Annotated in this window: 24 protein-coding genes; 8 read left to right on the forward strand and 16 right to left on the reverse strand. The window is 64.6% G+C overall.

What is annotated here, in order from left to right:
• Window positions 1-104: 104 nt before the first annotated feature.
• Entirely contained in the window at window positions 105-758 is a 654-nt protein-coding gene (locus E3T47_RS11195) for an IMPACT family protein (RefSeq protein ID WP_134556132.1), read from the reverse strand.
• 83 nt (window positions 759-841) lie between these two features.
• Complete coding sequence (locus tag E3T47_RS11200) at window positions 842-1,843, reverse strand: EamA family transporter (protein ID WP_134556133.1); 1,002 nt, start codon at window positions 1,841-1,843, stop codon at window positions 842-844.
• A gap of 81 nt (window positions 1,844-1,924) precedes the next feature.
• Here E3T47_RS11200 and E3T47_RS11205 point away from each other — a divergent pair, with 81 nt between their 5' ends.
• Window positions 1,925-2,494, forward strand: coding sequence for a CGNR zinc finger domain-containing protein (locus E3T47_RS11205; protein ID WP_174844672.1), 570 nt, complete (start codon window positions 1,925-1,927; stop codon window positions 2,492-2,494).
• Here the strand turns inward: E3T47_RS11205 and E3T47_RS11210 are convergent.
• Window positions 2,466-3,440 (reverse strand): NAD(P)-dependent alcohol dehydrogenase, encoded by a 975-nt coding sequence (locus tag E3T47_RS11210; RefSeq protein ID WP_134556135.1) that lies wholly within the window; start codon window positions 3,438-3,440, stop codon window positions 2,466-2,468. The two genes, E3T47_RS11205 and E3T47_RS11210, sit on opposite strands and share 29 nt — an antisense overlap.
• 201 nt (window positions 3,441-3,641) lie before the next feature.
• Here E3T47_RS11210 and E3T47_RS11215 point away from each other — a divergent pair, with 201 nt between their 5' ends.
• Together E3T47_RS11215 and E3T47_RS11220 are read left to right on the forward strand one after the other, a co-directional pair.
• Complete coding sequence (locus tag E3T47_RS11215; RefSeq protein ID WP_134556136.1) at window positions 3,642-4,709, forward strand: NAD(P)-dependent alcohol dehydrogenase; 1,068 nt, start codon at window positions 3,642-3,644, stop codon at window positions 4,707-4,709.
• A gap of 112 nt (window positions 4,710-4,821) precedes the next feature.
• Complete coding sequence (locus E3T47_RS11220; protein WP_134556137.1) at window positions 4,822-5,799, forward strand: aldo/keto reductase; 978 nt, start codon at window positions 4,822-4,824, stop codon at window positions 5,797-5,799.
• A gap of 284 nt (window positions 5,800-6,083) precedes the next feature.
• Here the strand turns inward: E3T47_RS11220 and E3T47_RS11225 are convergent, their stop codons facing one another.
• From E3T47_RS11225 to pxpA, 5 genes are all read right to left on the reverse strand, one after another.
• On the reverse strand, window positions 6,084-7,049 hold the full coding sequence (locus E3T47_RS11225; RefSeq protein WP_134556138.1) for a 5-oxoprolinase subunit C family protein: 966 nt from the start codon (window positions 7,047-7,049) through the stop codon (window positions 6,084-6,086).
• A complete protein-coding gene (locus tag E3T47_RS11230; protein ID WP_134556139.1) occupies window positions 7,039-7,932 on the reverse strand; it encodes a 5-oxoprolinase subunit B family protein in 894 nt (297 codons plus the stop codon). The genes E3T47_RS11225 and E3T47_RS11230 overlap by 11 nt, the downstream gene beginning before the upstream one ends.
• Window positions 7,929-9,284 carry an acetyl-CoA carboxylase biotin carboxylase subunit gene (locus E3T47_RS11235; protein ID WP_134556140.1) on the reverse strand — a complete coding sequence of 452 codons (1,356 nt, stop codon included), beginning with the start codon at window positions 9,282-9,284 and terminating at the stop codon, window positions 7,929-7,931. Before E3T47_RS11235 ends, E3T47_RS11230 begins: the two co-directional genes overlap by 4 nt.
• 70 nt (window positions 9,285-9,354) lie before the next feature.
• Window positions 9,355-9,633 carry an acetyl-CoA carboxylase gene (locus tag E3T47_RS11240; RefSeq protein ID WP_241982185.1) on the reverse strand — a complete coding sequence of 93 codons (279 nt, stop codon included), beginning with the start codon at window positions 9,631-9,633 and terminating at the stop codon, window positions 9,355-9,357.
• Between the two features lie 27 nt (window positions 9,634-9,660).
• Entirely contained in the window at window positions 9,661-10,398 is a 738-nt protein-coding gene (gene pxpA, locus E3T47_RS11245; RefSeq protein WP_134556141.1) for a 5-oxoprolinase subunit PxpA, read from the reverse strand.
• 98 nt (window positions 10,399-10,496) lie between these two features.
• Between pxpA and E3T47_RS11250 the strand changes: the two genes are divergently transcribed.
• Window positions 10,497-11,963 (forward strand): helix-turn-helix domain-containing protein, encoded by a 1,467-nt coding sequence (locus E3T47_RS11250; RefSeq protein WP_277871826.1) that lies wholly within the window; start codon window positions 10,497-10,499, stop codon window positions 11,961-11,963.
• 259 nt (window positions 11,964-12,222) lie between these two features.
• On the opposite strand, the gene E3T47_RS11255 is transcribed toward E3T47_RS11250, so the two are convergent.
• The 3 genes from E3T47_RS11255 to E3T47_RS11265 form a co-directional block, all read right to left on the reverse strand.
• A complete protein-coding gene (locus E3T47_RS11255) occupies window positions 12,223-12,501 on the reverse strand; it encodes a cupin domain-containing protein (protein ID WP_134556143.1) in 279 nt (92 codons plus the stop codon).
• A gap of 95 nt (window positions 12,502-12,596) precedes the next feature.
• The gene (locus E3T47_RS11260) at window positions 12,597-13,835 is read right to left on the reverse strand and encodes an MFS transporter (protein WP_134556144.1); all 1,239 of its coding nucleotides are present in this window, start codon (window positions 13,833-13,835) and stop codon (window positions 12,597-12,599) included.
• 79 nt (window positions 13,836-13,914) lie between these two features.
• Window positions 13,915-14,451, reverse strand: a complete 537-nt coding sequence (locus E3T47_RS11265; RefSeq protein WP_134556145.1) for an isochorismatase family protein — start codon at window positions 14,449-14,451, stop codon at window positions 13,915-13,917.
• Between the two features lie 94 nt (window positions 14,452-14,545).
• On the opposite strand from E3T47_RS11265, the gene E3T47_RS11270 reads away from it, so the two are divergent.
• Together E3T47_RS11270 and E3T47_RS11275 are read left to right on the forward strand one after the other, a co-directional pair.
• A complete protein-coding gene (locus E3T47_RS11270; protein WP_134556146.1) occupies window positions 14,546-15,094 on the forward strand; it encodes a winged helix-turn-helix domain-containing protein in 549 nt (182 codons plus the stop codon).
• A gap of 518 nt (window positions 15,095-15,612) precedes the next feature.
• Window positions 15,613-16,215: a DUF4386 domain-containing protein gene (locus tag E3T47_RS11275; RefSeq protein ID WP_241982188.1), complete on the forward strand. Its 603-nt coding sequence runs from the start codon at window positions 15,613-15,615 to the stop codon at window positions 16,213-16,215.
• 88 nt (window positions 16,216-16,303) lie between these two features.
• On the opposite strand, the gene E3T47_RS16820 is transcribed toward E3T47_RS11275, so the two are convergent.
• Entirely contained in the window at window positions 16,304-16,582 is a 279-nt protein-coding gene (locus E3T47_RS16820; RefSeq protein ID WP_198416624.1) for a hypothetical protein, read from the reverse strand.
• 115 nt (window positions 16,583-16,697) lie between these two features.
• Between E3T47_RS16820 and E3T47_RS11285 the strand changes: the two genes are divergently transcribed.
• A complete protein-coding gene (locus E3T47_RS11285; protein ID WP_134556147.1) occupies window positions 16,698-18,587 on the forward strand; it encodes an FAD-binding monooxygenase in 1,890 nt (629 codons plus the stop codon).
• Here the strand turns inward: E3T47_RS11285 and arfB are convergent.
• The 4 genes from arfB to E3T47_RS11305 are packed head-to-tail and all read right to left on the reverse strand — an operon-like array spanning window position 18,584 to window position 21,113.
• The gene (arfB, locus tag E3T47_RS11290) at window positions 18,584-19,006 is read right to left on the reverse strand and encodes an alternative ribosome rescue aminoacyl-tRNA hydrolase ArfB (RefSeq protein ID WP_134556148.1); all 423 of its coding nucleotides are present in this window, start codon (window positions 19,004-19,006) and stop codon (window positions 18,584-18,586) included. The genes E3T47_RS11285 and arfB overlap by 4 nt on opposite strands.
• 44 nt (window positions 19,007-19,050) lie before the next feature.
• Window positions 19,051-19,812: an SCO1664 family protein gene (locus tag E3T47_RS11295; RefSeq protein WP_134556149.1), complete on the reverse strand. Its 762-nt coding sequence runs from the start codon at window positions 19,810-19,812 to the stop codon at window positions 19,051-19,053.
• A complete protein-coding gene (locus E3T47_RS11300) occupies window positions 19,812-20,396 on the reverse strand; it encodes a DUF3090 domain-containing protein (RefSeq protein ID WP_134556150.1) in 585 nt (194 codons plus the stop codon). The genes E3T47_RS11295 and E3T47_RS11300 overlap by 1 nt, the downstream gene beginning before the upstream one ends.
• A gap of 18 nt (window positions 20,397-20,414) precedes the next feature.
• Window positions 20,415-21,113, reverse strand: a complete 699-nt coding sequence (locus E3T47_RS11305; protein ID WP_134556151.1) for a histidine phosphatase family protein — start codon at window positions 21,111-21,113, stop codon at window positions 20,415-20,417.
• Window positions 21,114-21,363: 250 nt separating this feature from the next.
• Here E3T47_RS11305 and E3T47_RS11310 point away from each other — a divergent pair, with 250 nt between their 5' ends.
• Window positions 21,364-22,368 carry an NYN domain-containing protein gene (locus E3T47_RS11310; protein ID WP_134556152.1) on the forward strand — a complete coding sequence of 335 codons (1,005 nt, stop codon included), beginning with the start codon at window positions 21,364-21,366 and terminating at the stop codon, window positions 22,366-22,368.
• Window positions 22,369-22,373: the final 5 nt, after the last annotated feature.

The raw sequence follows: 22,373 nt of genomic DNA on the forward strand, positions 1-22,373 counted from the left end.
ATGTCGAGCTTGCCGCGGGTTGCGCGGCGGGGTACTGCTCTGCGGTAGCAGCAGGAACATGCGGCACGTGAGCGGCGGACCGCCGACGGGTAAGCGTGAGAGTTTCAGGCCTCGACGTCGACCCACTCGTGGCCGATCGGTTCGAGCTCAGCGCCTCCGGCCGTCACTCCCGCCACAACGGCGGCGAGCCGACCGGCGTCCTCATCGGCCAGTCGCAGCACGGCATCGCGTCCGTAATCCGTGCCGAGCACGAGTACGCCCCGCTGGCGCAGCTCGGCCTCGATGCGGCCGGCATCCGCATGGGACAGGGCGAGCGTGAAGAGTTCGCGGCGTTCGCGCCCCACGACCAGCCCGCGAAACTGCGCTGCGTCGATCGTGGTCAGCACGGCATCAGAGTAGGCACGCACGAGGCCGCCGGCGCCGAGAAGGGTACCCCCGAAGTAGCGCGTGACAACGGCCACACAGTCGACGAAGCCGCGCCCGGCCAGTGCCTCGAGCATGGGCCGGCCCGCCGTTCCCGACGGCTCACCGTCGTCATTCGAGCGTCGTACCTGATCGGGGGCGCCGCTCGGACCGAGCACGAACGCCGAGCAGTGGTGGCGCGCCTTCCAGTGCTCCGTGCGGGCTGCGTCGACGGCAGCGTGCGCGGCATCCTCTGTTTGGATTCGCACCAGGCGGCAAAGGAACCGGGACCGTTTGACCTCGATCTCGGTGTCAACGCGGGTGCCAACGCCGCCGCGCAGGGTGAGATCCAACATGAATCAAGTCTCCCGCATCGACCGGTAGCTGAGTCGCGAGTCCAGCACACAGCGCCACCTCGTAGCGTTCGGCGGCTGATTTCTCAGTGAGCGGATGCCGCGGCCGTCGTCTCCCCCGAGGCGCTCGCAGCGGCATCGTGCTGAAGCGACTCGTCCGGTAACAGTGACTCAGCCGCCAGTTCCACGCGCTCCTCTCGCACGGCCGCAATGCCACCAAGAATAAGCAGGCCACCGAGCAGCTGCACCGGGGTGAGTTGTTCCCCGAGCAGCAACCAGGCGAACAGCGACGCGAAGATCACCTCGAGCAGGCCGACGAACGACGCCAGCCTCGACCCGAGCCGTCCGGCGGCGGTGATGCCGGCCGCGTAGGCGACCGCCGTACTGATGACGGCGAGCACGAGCAGCGGCACCCACCAGGGCACCACCGACTCAAGCAGTGACAGGTCGGTGAAAGAAGCCGTGAACGGCAGCACACCGAGAACACCGAGAACACCGAGCACCGCGCCGCCGACCAGCAGTCCAAACGCGGCCAGCGCGATCGGCGGCAGCCCGTCGGCCGGGCGCGCGGCGACGACGAAGAACACCGCACACGCGATCGCGGCTCCGAACGCGAACAACACTCCCACCGGATCGACGGCCCGAATCGCGCCGGGTCCGATCACGAGCACCAACCCGGCCACGGCGAGGGCCGAGCCGAGAAGAACCGTGCGCCGCGGCATCCGTTTCGTCGAGACCCATACAAAACCGACCAGGATCAGCGGGGCGAGAAATTCAATCAGCAGTGCGGTGGAGACCGGAATGGTCTGCAGGGCAGCGAAATAGGCGAGCTGGGTGGCGGCCACACCCACGATCCCCATGCCGAGCACCCGCCAGCGTCCCAGCCATAGCGCCGCCCAGCGCCCACGCAGCGAGTAGAGCGCGAGGGGTAGCAACACGACCCCCGCGGTGAGGGCGCGGGCGGTGACGGCCGCGGTCGGCGACCAGCCGGCCTCCAGCATCGGCTTGACCAGTGCGCCGGACGTACCGAAGGAGAGAGCGGCGACGGCAGCGATGATCAGGCCGCCGGGTAGTGAAGACAGCTTCATGGAAAATCCTTCGATCGAGCCCGTCATGGTCTAAAGTTGCCGATGCCACTGACAGTACGACCGAACCGAAAAGGAGTCAACTTGCATTTTGCCCCTGACACCGAAGATGCGCTCGAATTCGTGGTCCTGCTCGGCGACACCGATCCAGGGGCTTCCCGCAGCGGCCGCGACGAACTCGAAACACTCGCCGACCTCGCCACGCTACTCGCCCCGATTGCGTTCACCGGCCGCATCGACGGGGACGCCGCCGAATTGGCCGACGTTCGGCAGACCCGTGCTCTGCTGCGCCGGGTATGGACCCTCAAACGCGACGACGCCGTGCTCGAAGTCAATCGCATGCTCCGCGAGGCGAAGGCACTCCCCCAGCTCGCGCGGCACGACGTGTTGGACTGGCACCTGCACGCGACCGTGCCCGAGGCGCCGCTCGGCGAGCGGATGCGGGTCGAGGCGGCCCTGGCACTGATCGACGTGATTCGCAGCGACGAAATGGGTCGCCTGCGCATCTGCGAAGCGGATGCCTGCACCGGCCTGCTGCTCGACCTCTCCCGCAATGGGTCCAAGCGGTTCTGCAGCGTGCGCTGCGGCAACCGCATGAACATGATCGCCTTCCGCGAGCGGCGGGCTACGGCATCTCCGCCTGGACGCGAATGACGACGTTGCCGATCTTCTGGCCGGCTGCCACGTACTCGTGGGCCTCGCGAATCTGCTCGAGCGAATAGGCTCGGTCGATCACCGGTCGAAACTCCCCCGATTCGACCAGACCCTTCAGAAACAGCACGTCTTCCCGGGTGTCTTTGGGAATGGGAAACAACACCCGCTTCCGGCGCACCAGGGGCGTGGTCAGTGCAAGAACCGGGTTCTGGCAGAAGGCCCCGAATTCAGAAGACACATAGATTCCCCTGGGCTCGAGCAGGCGACGACAGCGCCCGAAACTGCTCTTGCCAACCGCATCGAGCACCACGTCGAACTCGTCATCGAGCGCCGTGAAGTCCTCGCGGGTATAGTCGACAACCCGCTCGGCGCCGAGGGATTCAACCAGAGTCAGGTGCGCGGTGGCGCAGACCGCGGTGACGCGGGCGCCCAGGTGCACGAGCAACTGCACGGCAGCTGAGCCGATTCCCCCGGTTCCGCCATTGACCAGCACGTTCTGCCCGGCCGTGATCTTGGCCGCGCGAATCATGTTGAGCGCATAGTGGGCGCCCTCGACGATCGGTGCGGCTTCGTCGTACGACAATCCCGCCGGAATCTCGGCGACGAGGCCGGTTTCAGCGATGGCCAGGTAGTCGGCGTGTCCGCCGAATTTTACGGCGTCATAGCCGAACACCCTCTGGCCGACCGTGAACGACCGCACGCCGGAACCGACCGCCGCGACTTCGCCGGCGAACTCGCAGCCGAGAATCGTCGCACGCGGCGCTCGCAGCCCACTGAACAACCGCACCAGGCGAGGCTTGCCGCTCAGAAACCCACAGTCCGTGCGGTTCACCGTGCTGGCAAAGACGCGCACGAGCAATTCGCCGGCCCGGGGCGTCGGAGGCGACGCATCCTCGACGTGCACGAAGCTCGGTGGTCCGTAGCGGCGGTACACGGCAGCTCTCATGCGGCACAGCGTACCCTTCCTGCCACGCACACCAGTGAACCGTACGACAAGCGGATGCCCAGGGAGGGACTATCAGTGCCCCCGCCAGTTCTGACAATGTCAGCCCCTTAGCGTAGCGTTGAAGCAGCGGATGTCACCGTCGACACGTGCCACGGCACGGGGTTCCCCCGCATTCCATCACCCGAACTGGAAGAGTTTCTTATGACGACCACCGTTCCCGCCCTCGCCGCCCCCGCGGCCGGCCAGCCTCTCGTACGCACCACGATCGAGGTACGCACTCCCGGCGCCCACGACGTGGCCATCGACATCAAGTTTTCTGGCATCTGCCACTCCGACATTCACCAAGCCCGCGACGAGTGGGGCGTGGGACTGTTCCCGATGGTTCCCGGCCACGAGATCGCCGGCATCGTTTCAGCCGTCGGCAGCGACGTCACCCGCTACAGCGTGGGCGACCGCGTCGGCGTCGGCTGCTTCGTGGACTCCTGCCGGGAGTGCGCCAATTGCCTCGCCGGCGAAGAGCAGTACTGCCTTAAGGGCGAGGTCGGCACCTACAACGACCGCTACTACGACGGCACGGCAACCAACGGCGGTTACAGCACCGCCGTCGTCGTCGACGAGAACTACGTACTCGGCATTCCCGAGGGCATCGAGCTCTCCGAGGCTGCTCCCCTGCTCTGCGCCGGCATCACCCTCTACTCGCCGCTCAAGAACTGGGAGGCCGGCCCCGGCAAGAAGGTCGCCATCCTCGGCATGGGCGGCCTCGGGCACATGGGCGTGAAGATCGCCCACGCGCTCGGCGCCGAGGTCACCGTACTCAGCCAGACGCTGAGCAAGCAGGAAGACGGCCTGCGTTTCGGTGCAGACCACTACTACGCCACGAGCGACCCGACCACGTTCACCGAGCTGGAGAACCACTTCGACCTCATCGTGAACACCGTGGCCGCGAACCTCGATATGGATCGGTACCTGCAGCTGCTTGCACTGGACGGCACGCTCGTGCACGTTGGTATTCCCACGGAACCCGACAGCGTGAAGATGGTCTGGCTCGCCTCGCAGCGTCGCTCCATCGCGGGCTCGAAGATCGGCGGCATCCGCCAGACCCAAGAGATGCTCGACTTCTGTGCCGCCCACGGGATCGGCGCCGACATCGAGGTCATCACGGTTGATCAGGTGAACGAGGCATACGAGCGGGTCATCCGCAGCGACGTGCGCTACCGTTTCGTTATCGACGTTGCCTCGTTCGCCAACGAGACCCGCCTCAACGCGTAAGCGCTCCGATCCGCACGGCAGACGCCTCACGGATCGATAAAGCCCCCGGCACGAACCGCCCCGGGCCGCAGAATTTAAGGCGGCCCGGGGCATCCGTCATTAAAGGAGTCCCATGAAGTACGTGAAGTTCGGCAGCACAGGCCTGGATGTCTCCCCGGTCGCCTTGGGGTGCATGAGTTATGGCGAGCCGGAACGCGGCAACCACGCCTGGACGCTGACCGAGGAAACTAGCCGACCGTTCATCCGTCAGGCAGTTGAGGCCGGCATCAACTTCTTTGACACCGCGAACGGGTACTCGGCCGGGTCGAGCGAAGAAATCCTCGGGCGCGCACTCAAGGAGTACGCCAACCGGGACGAGATCGTCGTAGCGACCAAGGTGTACGCGCCCGTCGGCGACGGCCCCAACCAACGCGGCCTGTCACGCAAAGCGGTGCTGCAGGAAATCGATAACAGCCTGCGCCGGCTCGACCTGGACTACGTTGACCTGTACATCGTTCACCGCTTCGACCCCTTCACCCCCCTCGAGGAGACGCTCGAAGCCCTGCACGACGTGGTGCGCTCGGGTAAGGCACGCTACCTGGGGGCCTCGTCGATGTTCGCCTGGCAATTCGCGAAGGCGCTGCGCCTGCAGCAGGTGAATGGCTGGACCCCGTTCGCGTCGATGCAGAGCCAGTACAACCTGATCAACCGAGAAGAGGAGCGGGAGATGTTCCCCCTCGCAGTGGATGCCGGTATCGGCCTCACCCCGTGGAGCCCGCTTGCGCGTGGAAAGCTCACTCGGGACTGGGACGAAACGACGGCCCGCACCGAGACGGATCTGTTCGGCCAGACCCTCTACGCGCAGGCGGAGGAGGGCGATCGTGCTGTTGCATCGGTCGTCGCCGACATCGCCGCCGAGCGCGGCGTGCCGCGAGCGCAGGTCGCTCTGGCCTGGGTGTCGGGCAACCCCGCTGTGACAGCGCCGATTGTGGGCGCCACCAAGCAGCAGCACCTCGACGATGCCATCGCCTCGCTCGACCTCGAGCTCAGCGCCTCAGAGCGCGCCCGACTGGAGACACCGTACCTGCCACGTCTGCCCGAAGGGTTTTGACGCTTCAGCGAACGGACTTGAACGCGGCGTCATCCGTCTGGTCTGTGCGCCGGGAGGCCAGAATGCGCAGGGTCAGTTCCGCCCCGCGGCGAGCAGGCTGACGATCTGCCCCCACCCCCTCACCCGCACCCACGCCCACGCCCACGCCCACGCGCATTTTGATGGACGCGCTACCGCCACGCTTCGGTCACGCGAGGGCCTCCTATACGCTTCAGCTCCTACTCGACCGGTGTTCCCCACCGTACGCCGGGCAGCATCAGCGCCGGTCGGCGCCAGCCCGCGGGCTAGGACCAGATTCTGGCGGCGCGGGCCGAGTAGTCGTGCCGAGCATCAAGAGCCTGATCCATCGTCACGGCCACGAAGCGGGTCTTCGTGCCCGGAGAACAGCGCGCCACCAGGTCCATATCCGCGGAGATGACCGTCGCGACCATGGCATATCCTCCGCCGGAGACGGCGTCACGGTGCAGAATGATGGGCTGGGTGCCGCCGGGAATCTGAATAGAGCCGACGGCGTACCCGGCGTCGACAATATTCGAGGGATCCTGACCGGCGCCGAATGGTTGCTCGCGGTCTTTCCATCCCACTCCGGGCCCGCTGTAACGCAGTCCCATCCGGTCGGCGACGGGAGTGAGGACCCATTCGCTCGTGAGCAGGCTCTCCAGACCTTCAGCGGAGAGGTGATGGTCATACAAGCCCAGCATGACCCGAACGTTCACGTCCCTGGAAAAGACCGGACGGTCAACGACGTCAATGGACTGCAGTGCGGGCAAGCCGTTGTCGATCGCGGCACCGACGGGAACCAGGTCACCCGCGGCCAGTGCACGCCCCTCGACTCCGCCGATTGCTCCGATGGGATAGGTCGAACGAGAACCGAGCACCTCGGGCACATCGATTCCGCCGTGCACGGCGATGAAATACTTTGTGCCGCCCTTGATCACACCGAACTTCAGTTCATCTCCCGCCACGAGCGTGATCCGTTCGTATTCGGCACGGATCTCGCCGTTGACGAAGACGTCAACGGGCGCCCCGGTCACCGCGATGACGGCATCGGCCCGGGTCACGAGCTTGGGACCGATGTAGGTGCACTCGAGCACGGCCTCAGCGGCGGTGTTTCCCACGAGACGGTTGGCCAGCGTTGCCGAATATTGGTCCATCGAGCCACCCTGCGGGATCCCAAAGCGGTAGTAGCCGATTCGTCCCTGATCTTGAACGGTAGTGGAGAGTCCCGCTTCAAGAATGTCAAATGCCATTGAGTGCCTCCAGGAGTGACAACGTGTAACCGTCGGGATCGGCCAAAGCCGTTTGCAGGTGGAAATCGATCGGCGTCTGGCGGTAGCGGAACGTTCCTGCTTCGACCTCCGCACGGATTCTTCGGTATTCCGCCTCGTCGACGGGCTTGAATTTCACGATGTCCCCTGGTTTGAAGAAGATCATGAAGTCCGCGAAGTCTTCCAGCGCCTGCGACGGATCAAAAATGGGCGCGGCCGCGATTCCGAACATCTGATAGCCGCCGGCACCCCGCACAGAATATACGCAGCTGAAGCAGCCGCCATAGCCGACAGTTAGCGCGGGAGTGTCCGTACGAGGGCTCAGATATTTCGGAACTTCAAGCTGTTTCTCGCGTTCCACCAATTGAAAGAGGAACGGCAGGCCAGCAACAAAGCCCACCATCGACACCAGCCAGGGCGACTCGTGATGCCGTTTGATGAATTCTTCGGCGTCGGCCAGGCCGTTGACTTCGGCAGCAAAGTCAAGGTCGTTGCCCTCGGGCCGCTGGTGATATCCCTCCCGAAATCGAGCTCCGGTTTCGTTTGTGTACGGGTCGTTATACCAGACCGGAATTTCGATGATGCGTGTTTCGAGTACCTTGTTGGTCGATGCCCGCACCTCGTCCTCGAGCACGTGCACCACCTGCTCGAGCTCTTGCCAGGGCAGAATGTCTGGGTCGAAGCGCACCAGTAACGACGCATTGGCCGGGCAGATGTCGACGATACCCGCGAGATCGCGCGCCTCCAGGGCGTTCGCGATGCTGTTCGAGATGAAGTTGGCTTCCAGGGACATGCCCTCGGCGATTTCAACGAAGAGAAACTCATCGCCCCCCCAGGTATATCGGGCTGTGGTCTGCTGCGTCATCCTGCATCTCCCATTGAGTCCAGAAACGATTCGATGTACTTCGTGTGGTGATTGACGTGGGCGAAGTCGGGCAGGGCGACGAGAGAACTGAGCAGACCAATCGTCGATTTGACTCCGTCGATTCGAGCTTCCTCCAAGGCGCGCGCCGCCCGGGCGATGGCCAGTTCCCGCGTGGGGGCCCACACGATGATCTTGCCCAGCAGCGAGTCGTAGAACGGTGCTACCGTCTTGCCGGCAATGAAGCCGAAATCCGAGCGCACGCCGGCTCCCCCGGGAAGGTTCATCGTCTTGATCGTGCCTGGGCTCGGCATGAAGTTGTTGTCGGGATCTTCCGCGTTGATGCGAAATTCCAAGGCATGCCCGTAAAAGCTAACGTCCTCCTGGGTGATCGAGAGCTTCTCGCCCGCAGCAATCCGCAGTTGTTCACGAACCAGGTCCATGCCCGTGATGGCCTCAGTAATGGTGTGTTCAACCTGGATTCGGGTGTTCATCTCAATGAATGCAACTTCGTGACTGATCGGGTCGTAAAGAAACTCAACGGTGCCCACTCCGACATAGTTCGCCTTGCGCGCAAGCTCCACGGAGGAATCGCGCATCCGCTCGCGAACGTCATCGGGCAGCCCGGGAGCCGGAGCTTCCTCGAGAATCTTTTGTTGCCGGCGTTGCATCGAGCAGTCGCGATCGCCGAGGTGAAGGTAGGTCGAACCATCGCCGAGGATCTGCACCTCGACGTGGCGCGCCCGGGTCACGAACTTCTCGAAGTACACGTCCGACGAGTGGAAGGCAGCGAGGGCCTCGGCCTGCGCGATGTCAACGGTGCCGCGCAACTGCGCCGGGTCTTCCACCAAACGGATTCCTCGCCCCCCGCCTCCCGCAGATGCCTTGACGACGAGCGGGAATCCGATCTTGGCAGCGATGGCATCGATGTCGTCGCCGGCCTGCAGCGCGGTTTCGGTACCGGGCAGGGTCGGCACACCGGCGTCGATCGCGGCTCGGCGCGCTCTCGACTTGTCGCCCATGAGTTCGATCGATTCTGGAGAGGGACCAACCCACGTCAACCCGGCGGCAATCACCTTGCGCGCGAACTCGGCGTTCTCCGAAAGAAATCCGTAGCCAGGGTGCACGGCATCCGCTCCGCTGTCGAGCGCGGCTCTCAGCACAGCAGCATGATTGAGATAGCTCAGTCCCGCCGGAGCAGGACCGACGATGATGACCTCATCAGCAAGGTCGGCAGCGTAGGACGTCTTGTCCGCTTCGCTGACGACAGCGACGGTCACGATGCCCATTTCTCGGGCGGTGCGAATGATTCGAACGGCGATTTCGCCGCGATTGGCTATGAGGAGTTTGTGCATTGAGTCTTCCAGTGAGTCGAGTGAAACGTTGGAAAGGCATGGCGGGCGCCCAGGGGACACCTCGAATCAATCAGGACGTGATGGCGATCACATCGCCGGGGTTGACGATTCCAAAGTCGTCGATTTCAAACTTCTCGAGGACGCCGTCGAATTCGGCGCGAACCTCGCTGAACTGCTTCATGATTTCGACGAGGCCGATCGTCTGCCCGGCCGAGATCGTTTCGCCTTCATTCACGTACGGCTCTTTGCCCGGGCCGGGTTTGCGATAGAAGATGCCGGGAAGGGGAGAGATGATCTGGTGGCTCATGCGTTCACTTTCATCGGACTGGTCAGCGTGAATCCACGCCATCGGGTGAGTGTTGTACGGCGTCGCGAACTACCGGCCAAGGGCTTGGCGGACGGCTCGGGCGACGGCCGGAGAATTCGGTGCGTCGGAGTGCACGCAGATGGTCGCGAAGGGAATGCCGAGAACGGTGTCGTCGGTGGCGAGAACCTTGCCGTCCTGCAGTACGCGGCGTACGCGAGCTGCGGCCTTCTCGGGGTCCGTGTCTTCCGGGCGCCGCAGAATGATGAGACCGCCCTGGGCGTTGTAGTTGAGATCTACGTACAGCTCGCCGACGAATTCCACGCCGTTGCGTTCGGCCACCGTTTGGTGGGCGCTTCCGGCGAGGCCGAAAATGGGCACGCCGTACGACTTGGCAACGTTGACCGCGCCCTGCATGAGTGCCTCGTCGCGCGCGAGCATCCCGAAGAGTGAGCCGTGCGGTTTGATGTGGTTCAGCGGCAGGTCGTACTTATTCAGGAACCCGACCAGCGCGCCCACCTGATAGCGAATGATGGACTCCGTCTCGGAGGGAGTGAGTTTCATCTCGCGACGCCCAAAGCCAACCAGGTCAGGCAATCCCGGGTGAGCTCCGACCCGCACTCCGTGCTCCCTGGCGAGCGCGACGGTGGTGTCCATCGCATCGGGGTCCCCAGAATGAAAGCCGCAGGCAACGTTGGCGACGTCGATCAGCGACATCAGAGCCTCGTCGTTGCCGAAGCTGTGTATGCCGAGGGACTCGCCCAGGTCGGAATTTATTGTGATGTTCGAGTTTCTATTCCCATCGTCCATGCCTCTACGCTACGGTGCCATCGGGCATGGGCCCAGTGGGCAAATGCACTAACCTTGCAACGATATTTGTGCAACTCACCCGAAAAGACAGGATTCGCATGCGAGTAGTCGATCTACTCTTGGAACGTTCGTTGCAGCTCTTGCTACAGACACCGTCATCCGAGACGCGGCTGGCGACCGAACTCAGCGGATGCGCCCCCACGGAGCTGATGGATCCGACCCCATTTCTGGATCCCGCTGCACTCCTGTTGACGAGTGGCATTGGAATGAATTTCTCCGACGAACGCACCTGGGATGCTTTCGTGGAACGCCTGGTCGACGTTCCTGTTTCAGCGATCGTCTTTGCGACGGGTATGGCTCACCACGTACTCCCGCCCGGCCTCATTGCCGCGTGCACACGGCGCGACGTCCCCCTGCTGGAGGTGCCGGCGGCTGTTCCACCGCTGCAGGTGGATCGTTTTATCGAAAGTGTCATGCAAGCCGAGCGACTCGCTGTCGTCAATCGTGGCTGGTCCCTCGCCGACGAGTGCGCTCGCCTGGCAAATCAGGATGCAGAGATCGTCACCCTGCTGGCCACCGTCTACAACGTCGTTCAGTCGCCACTCGCGGTTTACGACGCCTACGGCACGGTCATCGCGCAGTATCCCGCCCTGGCCACGTGGACCTCAGGAATCAGGACGAAACCGCAAGCCGGCGTGTTGAGCATTCCCCTGCCGATGGGGCTCAATAACCCGTGTCGCCTCGCCATCAGGGATAGGGACAGCGACAACCCCCTCGCCTCACTGCTCGGCCCGGTCGCCTCGATCATCGCGCTGCAATTGAACCGCTCGGTCAGTGTTGATGCCAGCTGGCAGCAGGAGATCAAGAGCTTTGTCCTGGCCTGCGAGTCGTGGGAAGAGGCGACACATCTTGATGTACGTCGTGCATTTCAGGACATCGGGCTGGATCCGCGGGTAGCGGCATCCGTTCTGGTTGCCGATATGAGTGGGGAATTCGCGTCGACGTCGTGGCAGCTGCGGGTGGCGCTCCACGAGAAGTTTCATACCGTTCGGGTGACCGAATTCGCCGATCGTCTCGTGGCGTTCACGCAGAATTCGCGCGAAGATTTCGACGCCGTGGCCGAGCGCCTCCTGCAGATCCACGATCGGCAACCCCTCGTGCTGACGACCGCGACGCTGAGCCTGTTCGAGCTCCGCTTGTCCGTGGTGCACTCCCTGCAACTGGTCCAGCGCATCGACCGCCCCCAGCTCGCTCCCGCGCTGGGCCTCAGCGCGGTGGTCAGCGCGACCGCCGGACGCGGAGCGAAAGAAGCGGCTCGGAAGTTGTTGGCGCCGCTTCGGGAACATGATTCGAAACGCGATGGCCCGCTGCTGCAGACACTACGCACGTATCTCGACAACGACGCGCAGCCGTCGAAGACCTGCAGCGCCCTGTTCATCCACCGGAACTCGCTCAACTATCGGCTGCGCAAAATTGAGACACTACTGCGGCTCAACCTCAATTCGGTCGAGGGCCAGGCCACCTGTCTGTTCGCCCTGCGACTGGTCGATGTCGCAGACCAATAGGCCGACGCAGAACGGCGTGGCAACGCCCTGAAGCATCCATACGCGGGGTCAGCACCGGTCGAATTGGTGCCGTGCTCGTCGGCCTCAGGCGGCCGTGGCCACGAGGGCGGCAGCTGGGGGACAAACTGCGCAAATGCAGGGAGTCGCTGCGCGCGCCGGTCAGCAGCACCGCCATCATCGCCAATCTCTTCTTAGCGTTCCAGGACGAGGTGTTGGTCTTGCACGACCAGATTGAATACCAGACCGAGTGGGTGGGTTGTCAGGCAAGTCTTTCAACCTCAACGAATTCGATGGTGCGTGACCCACGATTCTCGACGGTGTGTTCGGCACCGGATGGCCGTGTGTAGCTCTGACCGTTACGAATTTTCGCGACGACCTCTGAGCCGTCGGCGTTGATCACGTGCATGGTTTCAGTGACGAGGGGCACGACCGCATATTCAAATTCATGAACGTGCATGGGAATGGCATCTCCGGGTGCAATCGTCCACTTCGTGACGCGAAAAATTCCATTGTCGATTTGCGTCTCACCGGTGGCCATGAGTTTCCCTTGCTCGGATAGCGGACAGTGAAATGATCCTACTCAGGGCAAGATCGGAGCGAAGCGTTCTACGCGGCGGGAGCGGTGGCATCCGCTCATACGGTGTTGGTATCGGCGCGGTCCTTCTGGCGGCGGCTCGCCAGCAGAAACGGCACACCGATGAGTTCGACGACGGCCCCGATAACAAGCGAGAAGCCGTAGCCCTGCAGGTCGGCTGCACGGCCGAGGGCTGGCTGGATGAAGACCCCACCGAGGCTGCCGAACAGCGAGTCGAACGACAGCACGGTCGCGCGCTGCTTCGACGGGATCATGTCATTGAGGTACGCCTGCCGCACTGGGCCGGCGACGGCGAAGACGAAACCCCAGACCACGAGCAGAATGACGGCGAGCCAGAACAGGCTGTTCAGGCCGAGCGCCACGAGCGTGCCGACGCTGATCAGGCCTGCGACGAGTATCATGCCCGTGCGCTTGGCGAACAGAGAGCGGATGCGCGGCGCCAGCAGCCCGCCGCCGACCTGCGCCACGGACAGCACGGCCGCAGCCAGTCCGGCGACGGAGTACGCCGTCGGGTCGCCGTAGAGTTGCAAGAGATAGGGCTGTAGCGCATAGAAGGCGTAGATACCGACTCCGCCGGCGAACGGTGCCGAGAAGATGACGTACCGCACCGAGCGCCTTTTGAGACCGTGCTCGACCGATTGCGTGAGCACGTTGCGGGTCGCTTTAAGCGGGCCAATGGAGCGATCGGGGGTGAAGCCGAGATCTTTCATGACGATGTAAGCGAAGACGAACAGCACCACGAGCACTCCCGCGCGCACCAGGAACGGCACGCCGAGGTTCGTGACCTGGGCGATCACCCCGCCCAGCACGGAGCCGGTGAACATGGCGATTCCGGTCACCACCAGGCCCCGGCCAAACACCGCCTCGAGGCTGCCGGTGTAACCGGTATGGGCCAGGGCGTCGACCAGCCAGGCCTCCACCGCGCCGGAGAAGAAGGTGAAACCGAGGCCGAGCAGCACGGACACGAGCGCCCACCAGACGAACGGGGCGTGCCAAAGCCACAGCATCCAGTACAGGCCGGTCGTGATCGACAGTGTGATCGTGCCGAGCAGATACGACGCCTTGCGGCCGACCGTGTCAGCGACCACCCCGGTGGGAATCTCGAAGATCACCATGCCCACCGTGAAGAACGCGTTGGCGGCGAAGGCTTCGAAGTTCGACAGCCCCGCGTCGAGCAGAAACAACGTGTTGATGCCCCAGATGAACGAGGCCGCGAGAGTATTGCCGAGCATCAGGGTGAGGTAGACGCGCTGCACCCGTCGTGCCGCCGGGTTCACGACCCGCTCCGCAGGCTCAATGTTTTCACAGAGTGATCATCGACCCTCTCCAAGCGAATGGCTACCGCTGGCGCCCGGCTCAGTTCAGGGGCCAGGTCACCACGGTGGCACCGGCATCGCGCAGGGCCGAGGCGAACGCCAAATGCACGAGGCGACCACCGATACTTTCGCCGCCGAATTCGAGATCAGGAGCCGCGCATCCGTTCTCAATGACCATCGCGCTGCGACCGGTGTCGAGCACGGCTCGCACCGTCGCGTCCACGCACATGCTCGTCATCATGCCGACCACGACAAGATCGTCGATGTCGTTCTCGTCGAGAACGGCCTGCAGCTTTGTACCCAGGTAGGAGTTCGGCCGGGTTTTTGTGATGACTATCTCGGTCGCGAGAGGTGATACCAGCGAGTGGATGTCGGCGCCCGGCGTACCCGAGACCAGAAACCCATCAACGGAGGGTTCCGCCAGGTGCTGCACGTGGCCCACCCAGTCGCCCCGGTCGCGAGCATCGGCGAGCACCGCTTGGGCCACCAACGCCGCTGCCTCTGCTCCGACCAGCGGGTAGGCGCCGCCGGCGAAATAATCCTGCTGAATATCGATGAGAAGTACCCCACGAGCCATCTCGCAACCTCCGCTGCTCCGTGCGCCTCCGGCTGGTGACGACTGTTCACAGTCTGGCCTAGTTGAGTAGCCCGCCGGTCCCTATGATGAGGATATGTCGACGCGGGTTCTGGCTACGAAACTCTTCGTTCCGGCGCGTCGACCGCAAGCCGTTGCCCGGGCACGCCTGATTGAACGGCTCCGGGAGGGCCGGAGAGCCGGCCACAGACTCTCCCTCACCTCGGCCCCCGCCGGTTTCGGCAAGACCACGCTCCTGAGCGAATGGATCGCCGCGGAACAACGCGATGATCCCGCGAGCCGCGTGGCCTGGCTCTCGCTCGACGCCGGCGACAGCGACCCCGGCCGCTTTCTGACCTATCTGGCCGCCGTCTCGCTGCGGGAACGCTCCGACGCGACCGAGTTCATCGAGGCGTTCACCGGCAGCCACCGTTTCGTGCTCGATTATCTGGTCGAGGAGGTCTTGAAGGGGCTGCCCGCACCGGTGCGTGACTTTCTGCTGGAGACCGCCATCCTCGACCGACTCAGCGGACCGCTGTGCGAGGCCGTCACGGGTCAACCCGCCGGGGGCGCGATGCTCGAATCCCTGGAGCGAGCCAACCTCTTCGTCCTGCCCTTGGATGACCACCGCCAGTGGTACCGCTAGCACCACCTCTTTGCCGACATGCTCCGCGCCCGGTTCGCCGACGAGGCGGGCACCCGCCTGCTCGAGCTGCACCGACGCGCCAGCGATTGGTTCGAGCGCAATGATTTGCCCGAGGATGCGGTGCGGCACGCGCTGGCTGCGAAGGACTTCGATCGGGCGGCCGGTCTGATCGAACGGGCCGTGCCCGACGTGCGCCAGCGTCGACACGATGCCACCATGCTCGACTGGTTGCGCCAGCTGCCATCCGACATCATCGCGGAACGGCCCGTGCTGAGCATCTACCTGGCCTGGTCGATGCTCCTATCCGGTGACCTGGATGCCGTCGAGCTGCGACTGCAAGACGCCGAGCGGGCGCTGCGGGTGGCGACGGATGCTCACGGCGGGGCTTGCGCATCCGCTGTAGAGAACGAAGAATCTCGGCTACTGCCGGTCATGATCGAGGTGTACCGGGCCGCGCGCTTTCAAGCGCTCGGCGATGTGGCCGCCACCGTGGCCCGACCCTTGCGCTCTACTCGGGAGTGCACGATCCGAACTTTGTCGTCGGTGCCGGTCCCGACGCCCCCGTCGTCATCGGCACCATTTTGGAGATCATCGTGGCCCTTGCCGGCATCGGCACCGCTATCGTGCTCCATCCGGTGGTTCGCCGGCAGAACGAAACCGTCGCCCTCGGCTTCGTCGGTGCCCGGGTGCTGGAGGCCAGCGCCATCTTCGCTGGCGTCGTCAGCCTGCTGTCGGTGGTGCGCCTGCGGCAGGCCGGTGCCGGCACCGATGCGCTCGTCACCGCCCAGGCGCTGGTCGCCCAGTACGACGGGTTCTTCCTCGGCCAGGGCCTGCTGCCGGTCGCCAACGCCCTGCTGCTCGGCTCCCTGTTGTACCGCTCGCGCCTCGTACCGCGCATCCTTCCCGTACTCGGCTTCATCGGAGCGCCACTGCTGCTCTCGGCGCTCATCGGCACGATGTTCGGCATCAACGATTCGCAGACGGCCTGGTCCGGCCTCACCGTCATTCCGATCGCCCTGTGGGAGTTCTCCCTGGGCATCTACCTGGTCGTCAAGGGCTTCAAGCCTTCACCGATCACGGCCGGCCTGACCGCGGCGGGTCAGGGCACCGCGGCCCGATAAGCACGGCGACCCAACGGTTGACCCCGACGGCCGGGCCTACATCGGGCCCGGCCGCTAATCACGCGCCGGAGCCAGCAGCCGTCAAGCGTCAGAATCCACTCCGGGGTTCCACTCCTAGAGCACGCGCGTGCAATGGAACGTGAGCCACTGCGCCGGGTCGCCGGCCGACCGCCGGCAGAGTAGCTGACGCTGCAACAGGTTGCACCTCGAATCCCTCGGTGTTCACGCGGGCCCGGGTGGCCTCCCACACCTCGGGTGAAGCGCCGACGAGGTCGCGCTCGACCCGCCAGCGCAGGGCGGGGTCGAAGTCGAGCATCCACTCGACAAGTTTCGGGTCGCTCGCCATCTGCAGCAGGTTACCCGTCATCGACGCCTTGCAAATCCTGCACGGTCATATATGATTCAGAAAATGATAATAGAACATACTGTTCTAATATCGAACAGCCACAGCGCAAGAGACCACACAGAGAAGTGAGGAAGCCGTGCAGTTTCACCACCACGGATACGTGTCCACCGATCCCCGCCAACAGGATGCAGCCGGGGTCGGCATCGATCGCCCCGAGGAACTGCCCGACGACGTCGACGTTCTCATCGTGGGAACGGGTCCGGCCGGCATGATCACCGCCGCCCAGCTCTCCCAGTTTCCGAACATCACGACTCGCATCGTGGAACGGCGCGGCGAGCGCCTCGCGATCGGGCAGGCCGACGGCATCCAGGCCCGCAGCGTCGAGACCTTTCAGGCCTTCGGCTTCGCCGAGCGCATCATCGCCGAGGCGTACCGCATCACCGAAATGGCGTTCTGGAAGCCCGACCCCACCAACCCGGCCAACATCATCCGCACAGCTCGCGCCATCGACGACCCCACCGGAATCAGCGAATTCCCGCACCTCATCGTCAACCAGGCCCGGGTGCTGGACTATTTCGCCGAGGTGATGGAAAATTCGCCCACCCGAATGACGCCGGATTTCGGCTTCGAGTTCGTCAGCCTCACGAACACCAACGAAGGCGACTATCCCGTCACCGTGACGCTCCGGCACACCACCGGAGTCGATCAGGGCCAGGAACGCTTCGTGCACGCCAAATATGTGGTCGGCGCCGACGGTGCCCGCAGCGGAGTGCGCGATTCCATCGGCTGCACGCTCGCCGGCGACGCGGCCTTCCACGCCTGGGGCGTCATGGACGTGCTCGCCGTCACCGACTTTCCCGACATTCGCACCAAGTGCGCTATCCAGTCCGGAACCGGCGGGAGCATCCTGCACATTCCGCGCGAAGGCGGCTACCTGTTTCGCATGTACGTCGACCTCGGCGAAGTGGCCGCCGATGACAACGGCGAGGTGCGCAAGACGTCGATCGACGAGATCATCGTCAAGGCGAACGAGATTCTGCACCCCTACACACTCGATGTGAAGAACGTGGCCTGGCACAGCGTGTACGAGGTCGCCCACCGGCTCACCGACCGGTTCGACGACGTGCTCCCCGCGGAAATCGGCATCCGCTCGCCCCGGGTCTTCATCATGGGTGACGCCTGCCATACCCACAGCGCCAAGGCCGGCCAGGGCATGAACGTCTCGATGCAGGACGGCTTCAACCTGGGCTGGAAGCTCGGCTACGTGCTCGACGGTCGCAGCCCGGAGGCGCTCCTCAGCACATACTCCGCCGAGCGTCAGATCATCGCCAAGAACCTGATCGATTTCGACAAAGAGTGGTCTTCACTCATGGCGGCAAAGCCGGAAGACCTCAAGGTTCCACTCGAGGACTTCTACACCCAGACGGCGGAGTTCCCCTCCGGCTTCATGACGCAGTACCCGCCGTCGATGTTGATCGGCGAGGCCACCCACCAGGCGCTCGCCACCGGATTCCCCATCGGCAAGCGCTTCAAGTCCACCCCGGTCGTGCGCGTCGCCGACGCCAACCCGGTGCAGCTGGGTCACCACCACCGCGCCGACGGCCGCTGGCGCGTCTACGCGTTCGCCGACACCGACAACTACGCCGTCGACGATTGGGCCGAGTGGATGCGCACCGCTGGTGACTCGCCGCTGCTCGCCCATACCCCGGCCGGCAGTGACGTCGACAGCGTCTTCGACGTCAAGGTGATCTACCAGCAGCCGCACACGGAGGTCGATCTGGGCCGGGTTGACAGGGCGTTCCTTCCGACCACCGGCCCGTTCGGCTTGATCGACTACGAGAAGGTATACGCCGCCGATCCCGAACACGACGTCTTCGAGCAGCGCAGGATCAGCCGTGATGGCGCCGTGATCGTCGTGCGGCCCGACCAGTACGTTGCACACGTGCTGCCCCTGACCGCCACCGCCGACCTCGCCGCGTACTTTCGGCAGATGCTGCTCGTTCGGTCGTCTCTGGCCGTCCGCTAGTCGGCCGCCGGACGCTGCCGGTTGCGTTTCTTGGCCGAGCGCTGCTGCTTGACGGCGAGGTGTCGCCGGGCCGAGCCCCTGGTGGGTTTGGTCGGGCGGCGCGCGGCCGATTCCGCAGCCAGGCCCGCGACCACCAGGTCGGCGAGTTTGCGCAGGGCAATCTCACGATTGCGCAGCTGGGAGCGCTGCTCGCTCGCGGCGATGGTGACCACCCCGGCGACGAGGCGGTGCCCGAGGCGGGTGAGCAGCAGCATCCGCTCGTCGTCGGAGAGCACCAGTGAGTCGGCGACGTTCCAGAATAATTCGACGCGGCTGTCGGAGGTGTTAACGTGCTGGCCGCCGGGCCCCGACGATCGCGAGAACCGCCAGCCGAGTTCGCGGCCTGGAATGGTGAGCGCCGGTGACACCTCGAGATCCATGCCTCCAGCGTGGCACAGTATCTACGTTTGTCGCAGTGACCGCGCTAGAACAGCGGCCACGGCACCGCGGGCATGTCGCCGCTCGGTGCCGGGAATCGTGCTGCGGAGCGCAATCGGTCGCAGCGCTCGGCAAGGGCGTCAACTTCCCCCGCGCTGAGCAGCCCGGCGAGAGTATCGCCGAGCGCACCGTTCAACTCGGCGATTACGCGGTCGACGCCGTCGAGCTCGTCGGTGGTGAGCGCGTCGCCGAGCCACCCCCACAGCACGGTGCGCAGCTTATGATCGGTGTGAAAGGTGAGCCCGTGGTCGACGCCGTGCCGGTGCCCGTCGGGCATCGGCAGAATATGGTCGCCCTTGCGATCGGCGTTGTTCACGACGATGTCGAACACGGCCATCCGCCGCAGCGGGGCCGTGTCTTCATGGATGAGGGTGACCATCCGTTCGTTCTCGTCCCGCCCGTCGAAAACGTGGCGCCACCCGGTGTCGGGCACGGCCTCGGCGGCGACGATATCGACGGCGGTCTGAGCCGGGTCGGCGTCCTGCCAGAGCTGCACCATTCCCTCGCCCATCGGGCCGTCGCGCAGCCAGGTGCGCGGCACCACATTCCAGCCGAAAACCTGCGAGACCAGGTACGCGGCCACCTCGCGATTGGCCAGACCGGCAAAATCCCAGAGCGGATGCTCCCCTGCGACCGGCTTGTAAACGACCGCCACCCCGTCGATACTGGCGAGAAAAGTCGCGTTCGACGCCGTGTCGATACGGCCGGTGAGGTGCAGCTCGCCGTGCAGCAGGTCGGGGGTGGGCATCAGATGTCGGGAAGGGTGCAGGTGTGTCCGTCGGCGTCCACGGGGTAGCCGCACAGGGGGCACATCGGCCGCCCGGCTCCCACGACTTCCCGGGTGCGCTTCGCGAAGGCGCGGGCGGTGCCGACGGGTATGCGCACCAGCAGCATTTCCGCTATTTCCACCAGATCGGGCGAGTCCTGGTCGTCCTCATCGTCGCCGTCCTCGCCATCGCCATCGCCATCGCCATCGCCATCGATCAGCGGGTAGGCCTCGATAACGACCTGCACGGTCGACGGATCCCAACCGAGGCTCATGGCACCGGTGCGAAATTCTTCCGCAACGGGCTGCTCCAGTGGGTCGTTATCGACGAGTTCGACGGGTGTCGTGGTGGGGATGCTGAAGGGGTTGCCCTCGAACGTGATCAGCTGGTCGAGAATCTCGTCGATCTTCTCGGCGAGCAGCGCCGATTGCTGTTTCTCCAGCGCGATGCTCACGATCCGGGCGCCGGCGCGCACCTGCAGGTAGAACGTGCGCGCTCCGGGGAGGCCGACGGTGCCGACGACGACCCGATCGGGCCAGTCGAATTCATGAACGATTGTGGGCATACAAATACTCTAGGCGCGTCAGGTGGGCGGAGCCTGCGGCCCGGCCCCGCCACCCACCGGCGCGTCGGCCGGGTGGATGCTGGTGCCTAGCCAAGACAGGTCGCCCGCATCGGTGTTCGTGGCGTGAACGCTCGGCCGGCCGGCGCCGTACCGCACGATCGACACCGACGCCGGCCCCACAGTGATGCGCTGGAACAGGTCGAGGTGCATGCCAAGCGCGTCGGCCAGAATGGACTTGATGATGTCGCCGTGACTCACCGCCACCCAGACGGCGCCGGGCCCGTGCTCTGCTTCGAAGGCAGCGTCGTGGCGTCGAATGGCGGCCACTGACCGCGCCTGCATGGCGGCCATCGATTCGCCGCCCGGAAAGACCACGGCTGACGGCTGGGTCTGCACGACGGACCAGAGCTTCTCGGCGGAGAGATCGCTCAGGGTGCGGCCCTGCCACTGGCCGTAGTCACACTCGGTGAGTTCCTCGTCGAGAGGCGTGACCGGTGCGCCGGCCTGGCGGTCGATAATCAGCTGCGCTGTTTGCCGGCAGCGCTCCAGCGGGCTCGATACCACTCCCACCAGCGGCACGGAAGCGAGCCGCTCGCCCGTGAGCGCCGCCTGTTCACGCCCCGTCTGGTCAAGACTGACGCCGACGGTTCGTCCGGCCAGCACTCCAGTAGCGTTTGCGGTGGTGCGGCCGTGCCGCACGAGAATAACTGTGGCCATGTGCCCAGCCTAGACATCCGCTCGATGGGCCTCTCACCGCTCACGGGCAGATGCGGTCGGTCAGCTACAGGTTCGCGGCGGGTTCGTTGTGAATCGAGTCGCGCACGCCAGCCTTTGACTGCTGGGGCCGGCTATCACCCGCAGAGCATTGTGCCGTGGAATACCCGAGTTGCCCTCTCCCCGCCACTCGGCGCAAAATGGAGGTACCGGATCGCTACTGAGTCTTCCGCCTGCGGCTGAGGAGCTCACCATGACCGAACCGAACGACGCACGCGTCGGCCTGTACATCGACTTCGACAACATCGTCATCTCGCGCTACCAGCAGTTGCACGGGCGCAATGCCTTTCAGCGCGACGGCATTCGCGATTTCAATAAGAAGAGTCCGGAAGCAGACCCGGAGATCGCTGCACGGCTCGCCTCGGCCACGGTTGACTTCAACGCCATCATCGACTTCGCCGCCTCATTCGGCACTTTGGTCGTCAATCGTGCCTACGCCGACTGGTCGGTGCCGGTCAATGCGAGTTACCAGCGCCAACTCATGTCCCGAGCGGTGGATCTGACCCAGCTGTTCACCACCACCACCCGCGGAACCAAGAATGGTGCCGATATCCGTTTGGCGGTCGACGTGGTCGAAGACCTCTTCCGGCTGCCCGACCTGACCCACGTGATCATTATCGCCGGCGATTCGGACTACATCGCCCTCGCCCAGAAGTCGAAACGTCTGGGCCGCTTCGTTGTAGGAATCGGCGTCGCGGGCTCGACGAGCACCTCGCTCGCGGCCGCGTGCGACGAGTTCGAGGACTACGACTCGCTGCCCGGAATCGGCTCTGCCAGCCCGTCCGCTACAGAGTCGCCGCGCGAGAGCCGGAAGACCGCCGAACCGGCTCCCACCAAGGTCGACGCTGTTGCCAGTCCGGCCCGCAGGCTCACCACGATCCCCATGTTCTCGCACACCGAAGACGCGCAATACGACGAACCAGAGCCCGGCGACGACATCGACCCGCAGATACTCGCCACCGATCTGCTGGTGCGCGCCCTGCAGATCGGTCACGCCAAGGGCGATTCCGACGAGTGGCTCAACACCGGCACGATCAAGAACCAGATGCGCCGCATGGACCCGTCGTTCAACGAAAAGCCACTCGGCTTTCGTTCCTTCACCGACTTCCTCTCCTCGCGCAGCGACCAGGCGGAGCTGAAGGAAGACGGCCCGCACCGTCTCATCCGGCTGCGTCCAAAGGCTGAACTCAAGCGCTGAGTCGG

This window comes from Cryobacterium ruanii (assembly GCF_004404055.1).
Classification (GTDB): Bacteria; Actinomycetota; Actinomycetes; order Actinomycetales; family Microbacteriaceae; genus Cryobacterium; species Cryobacterium ruanii.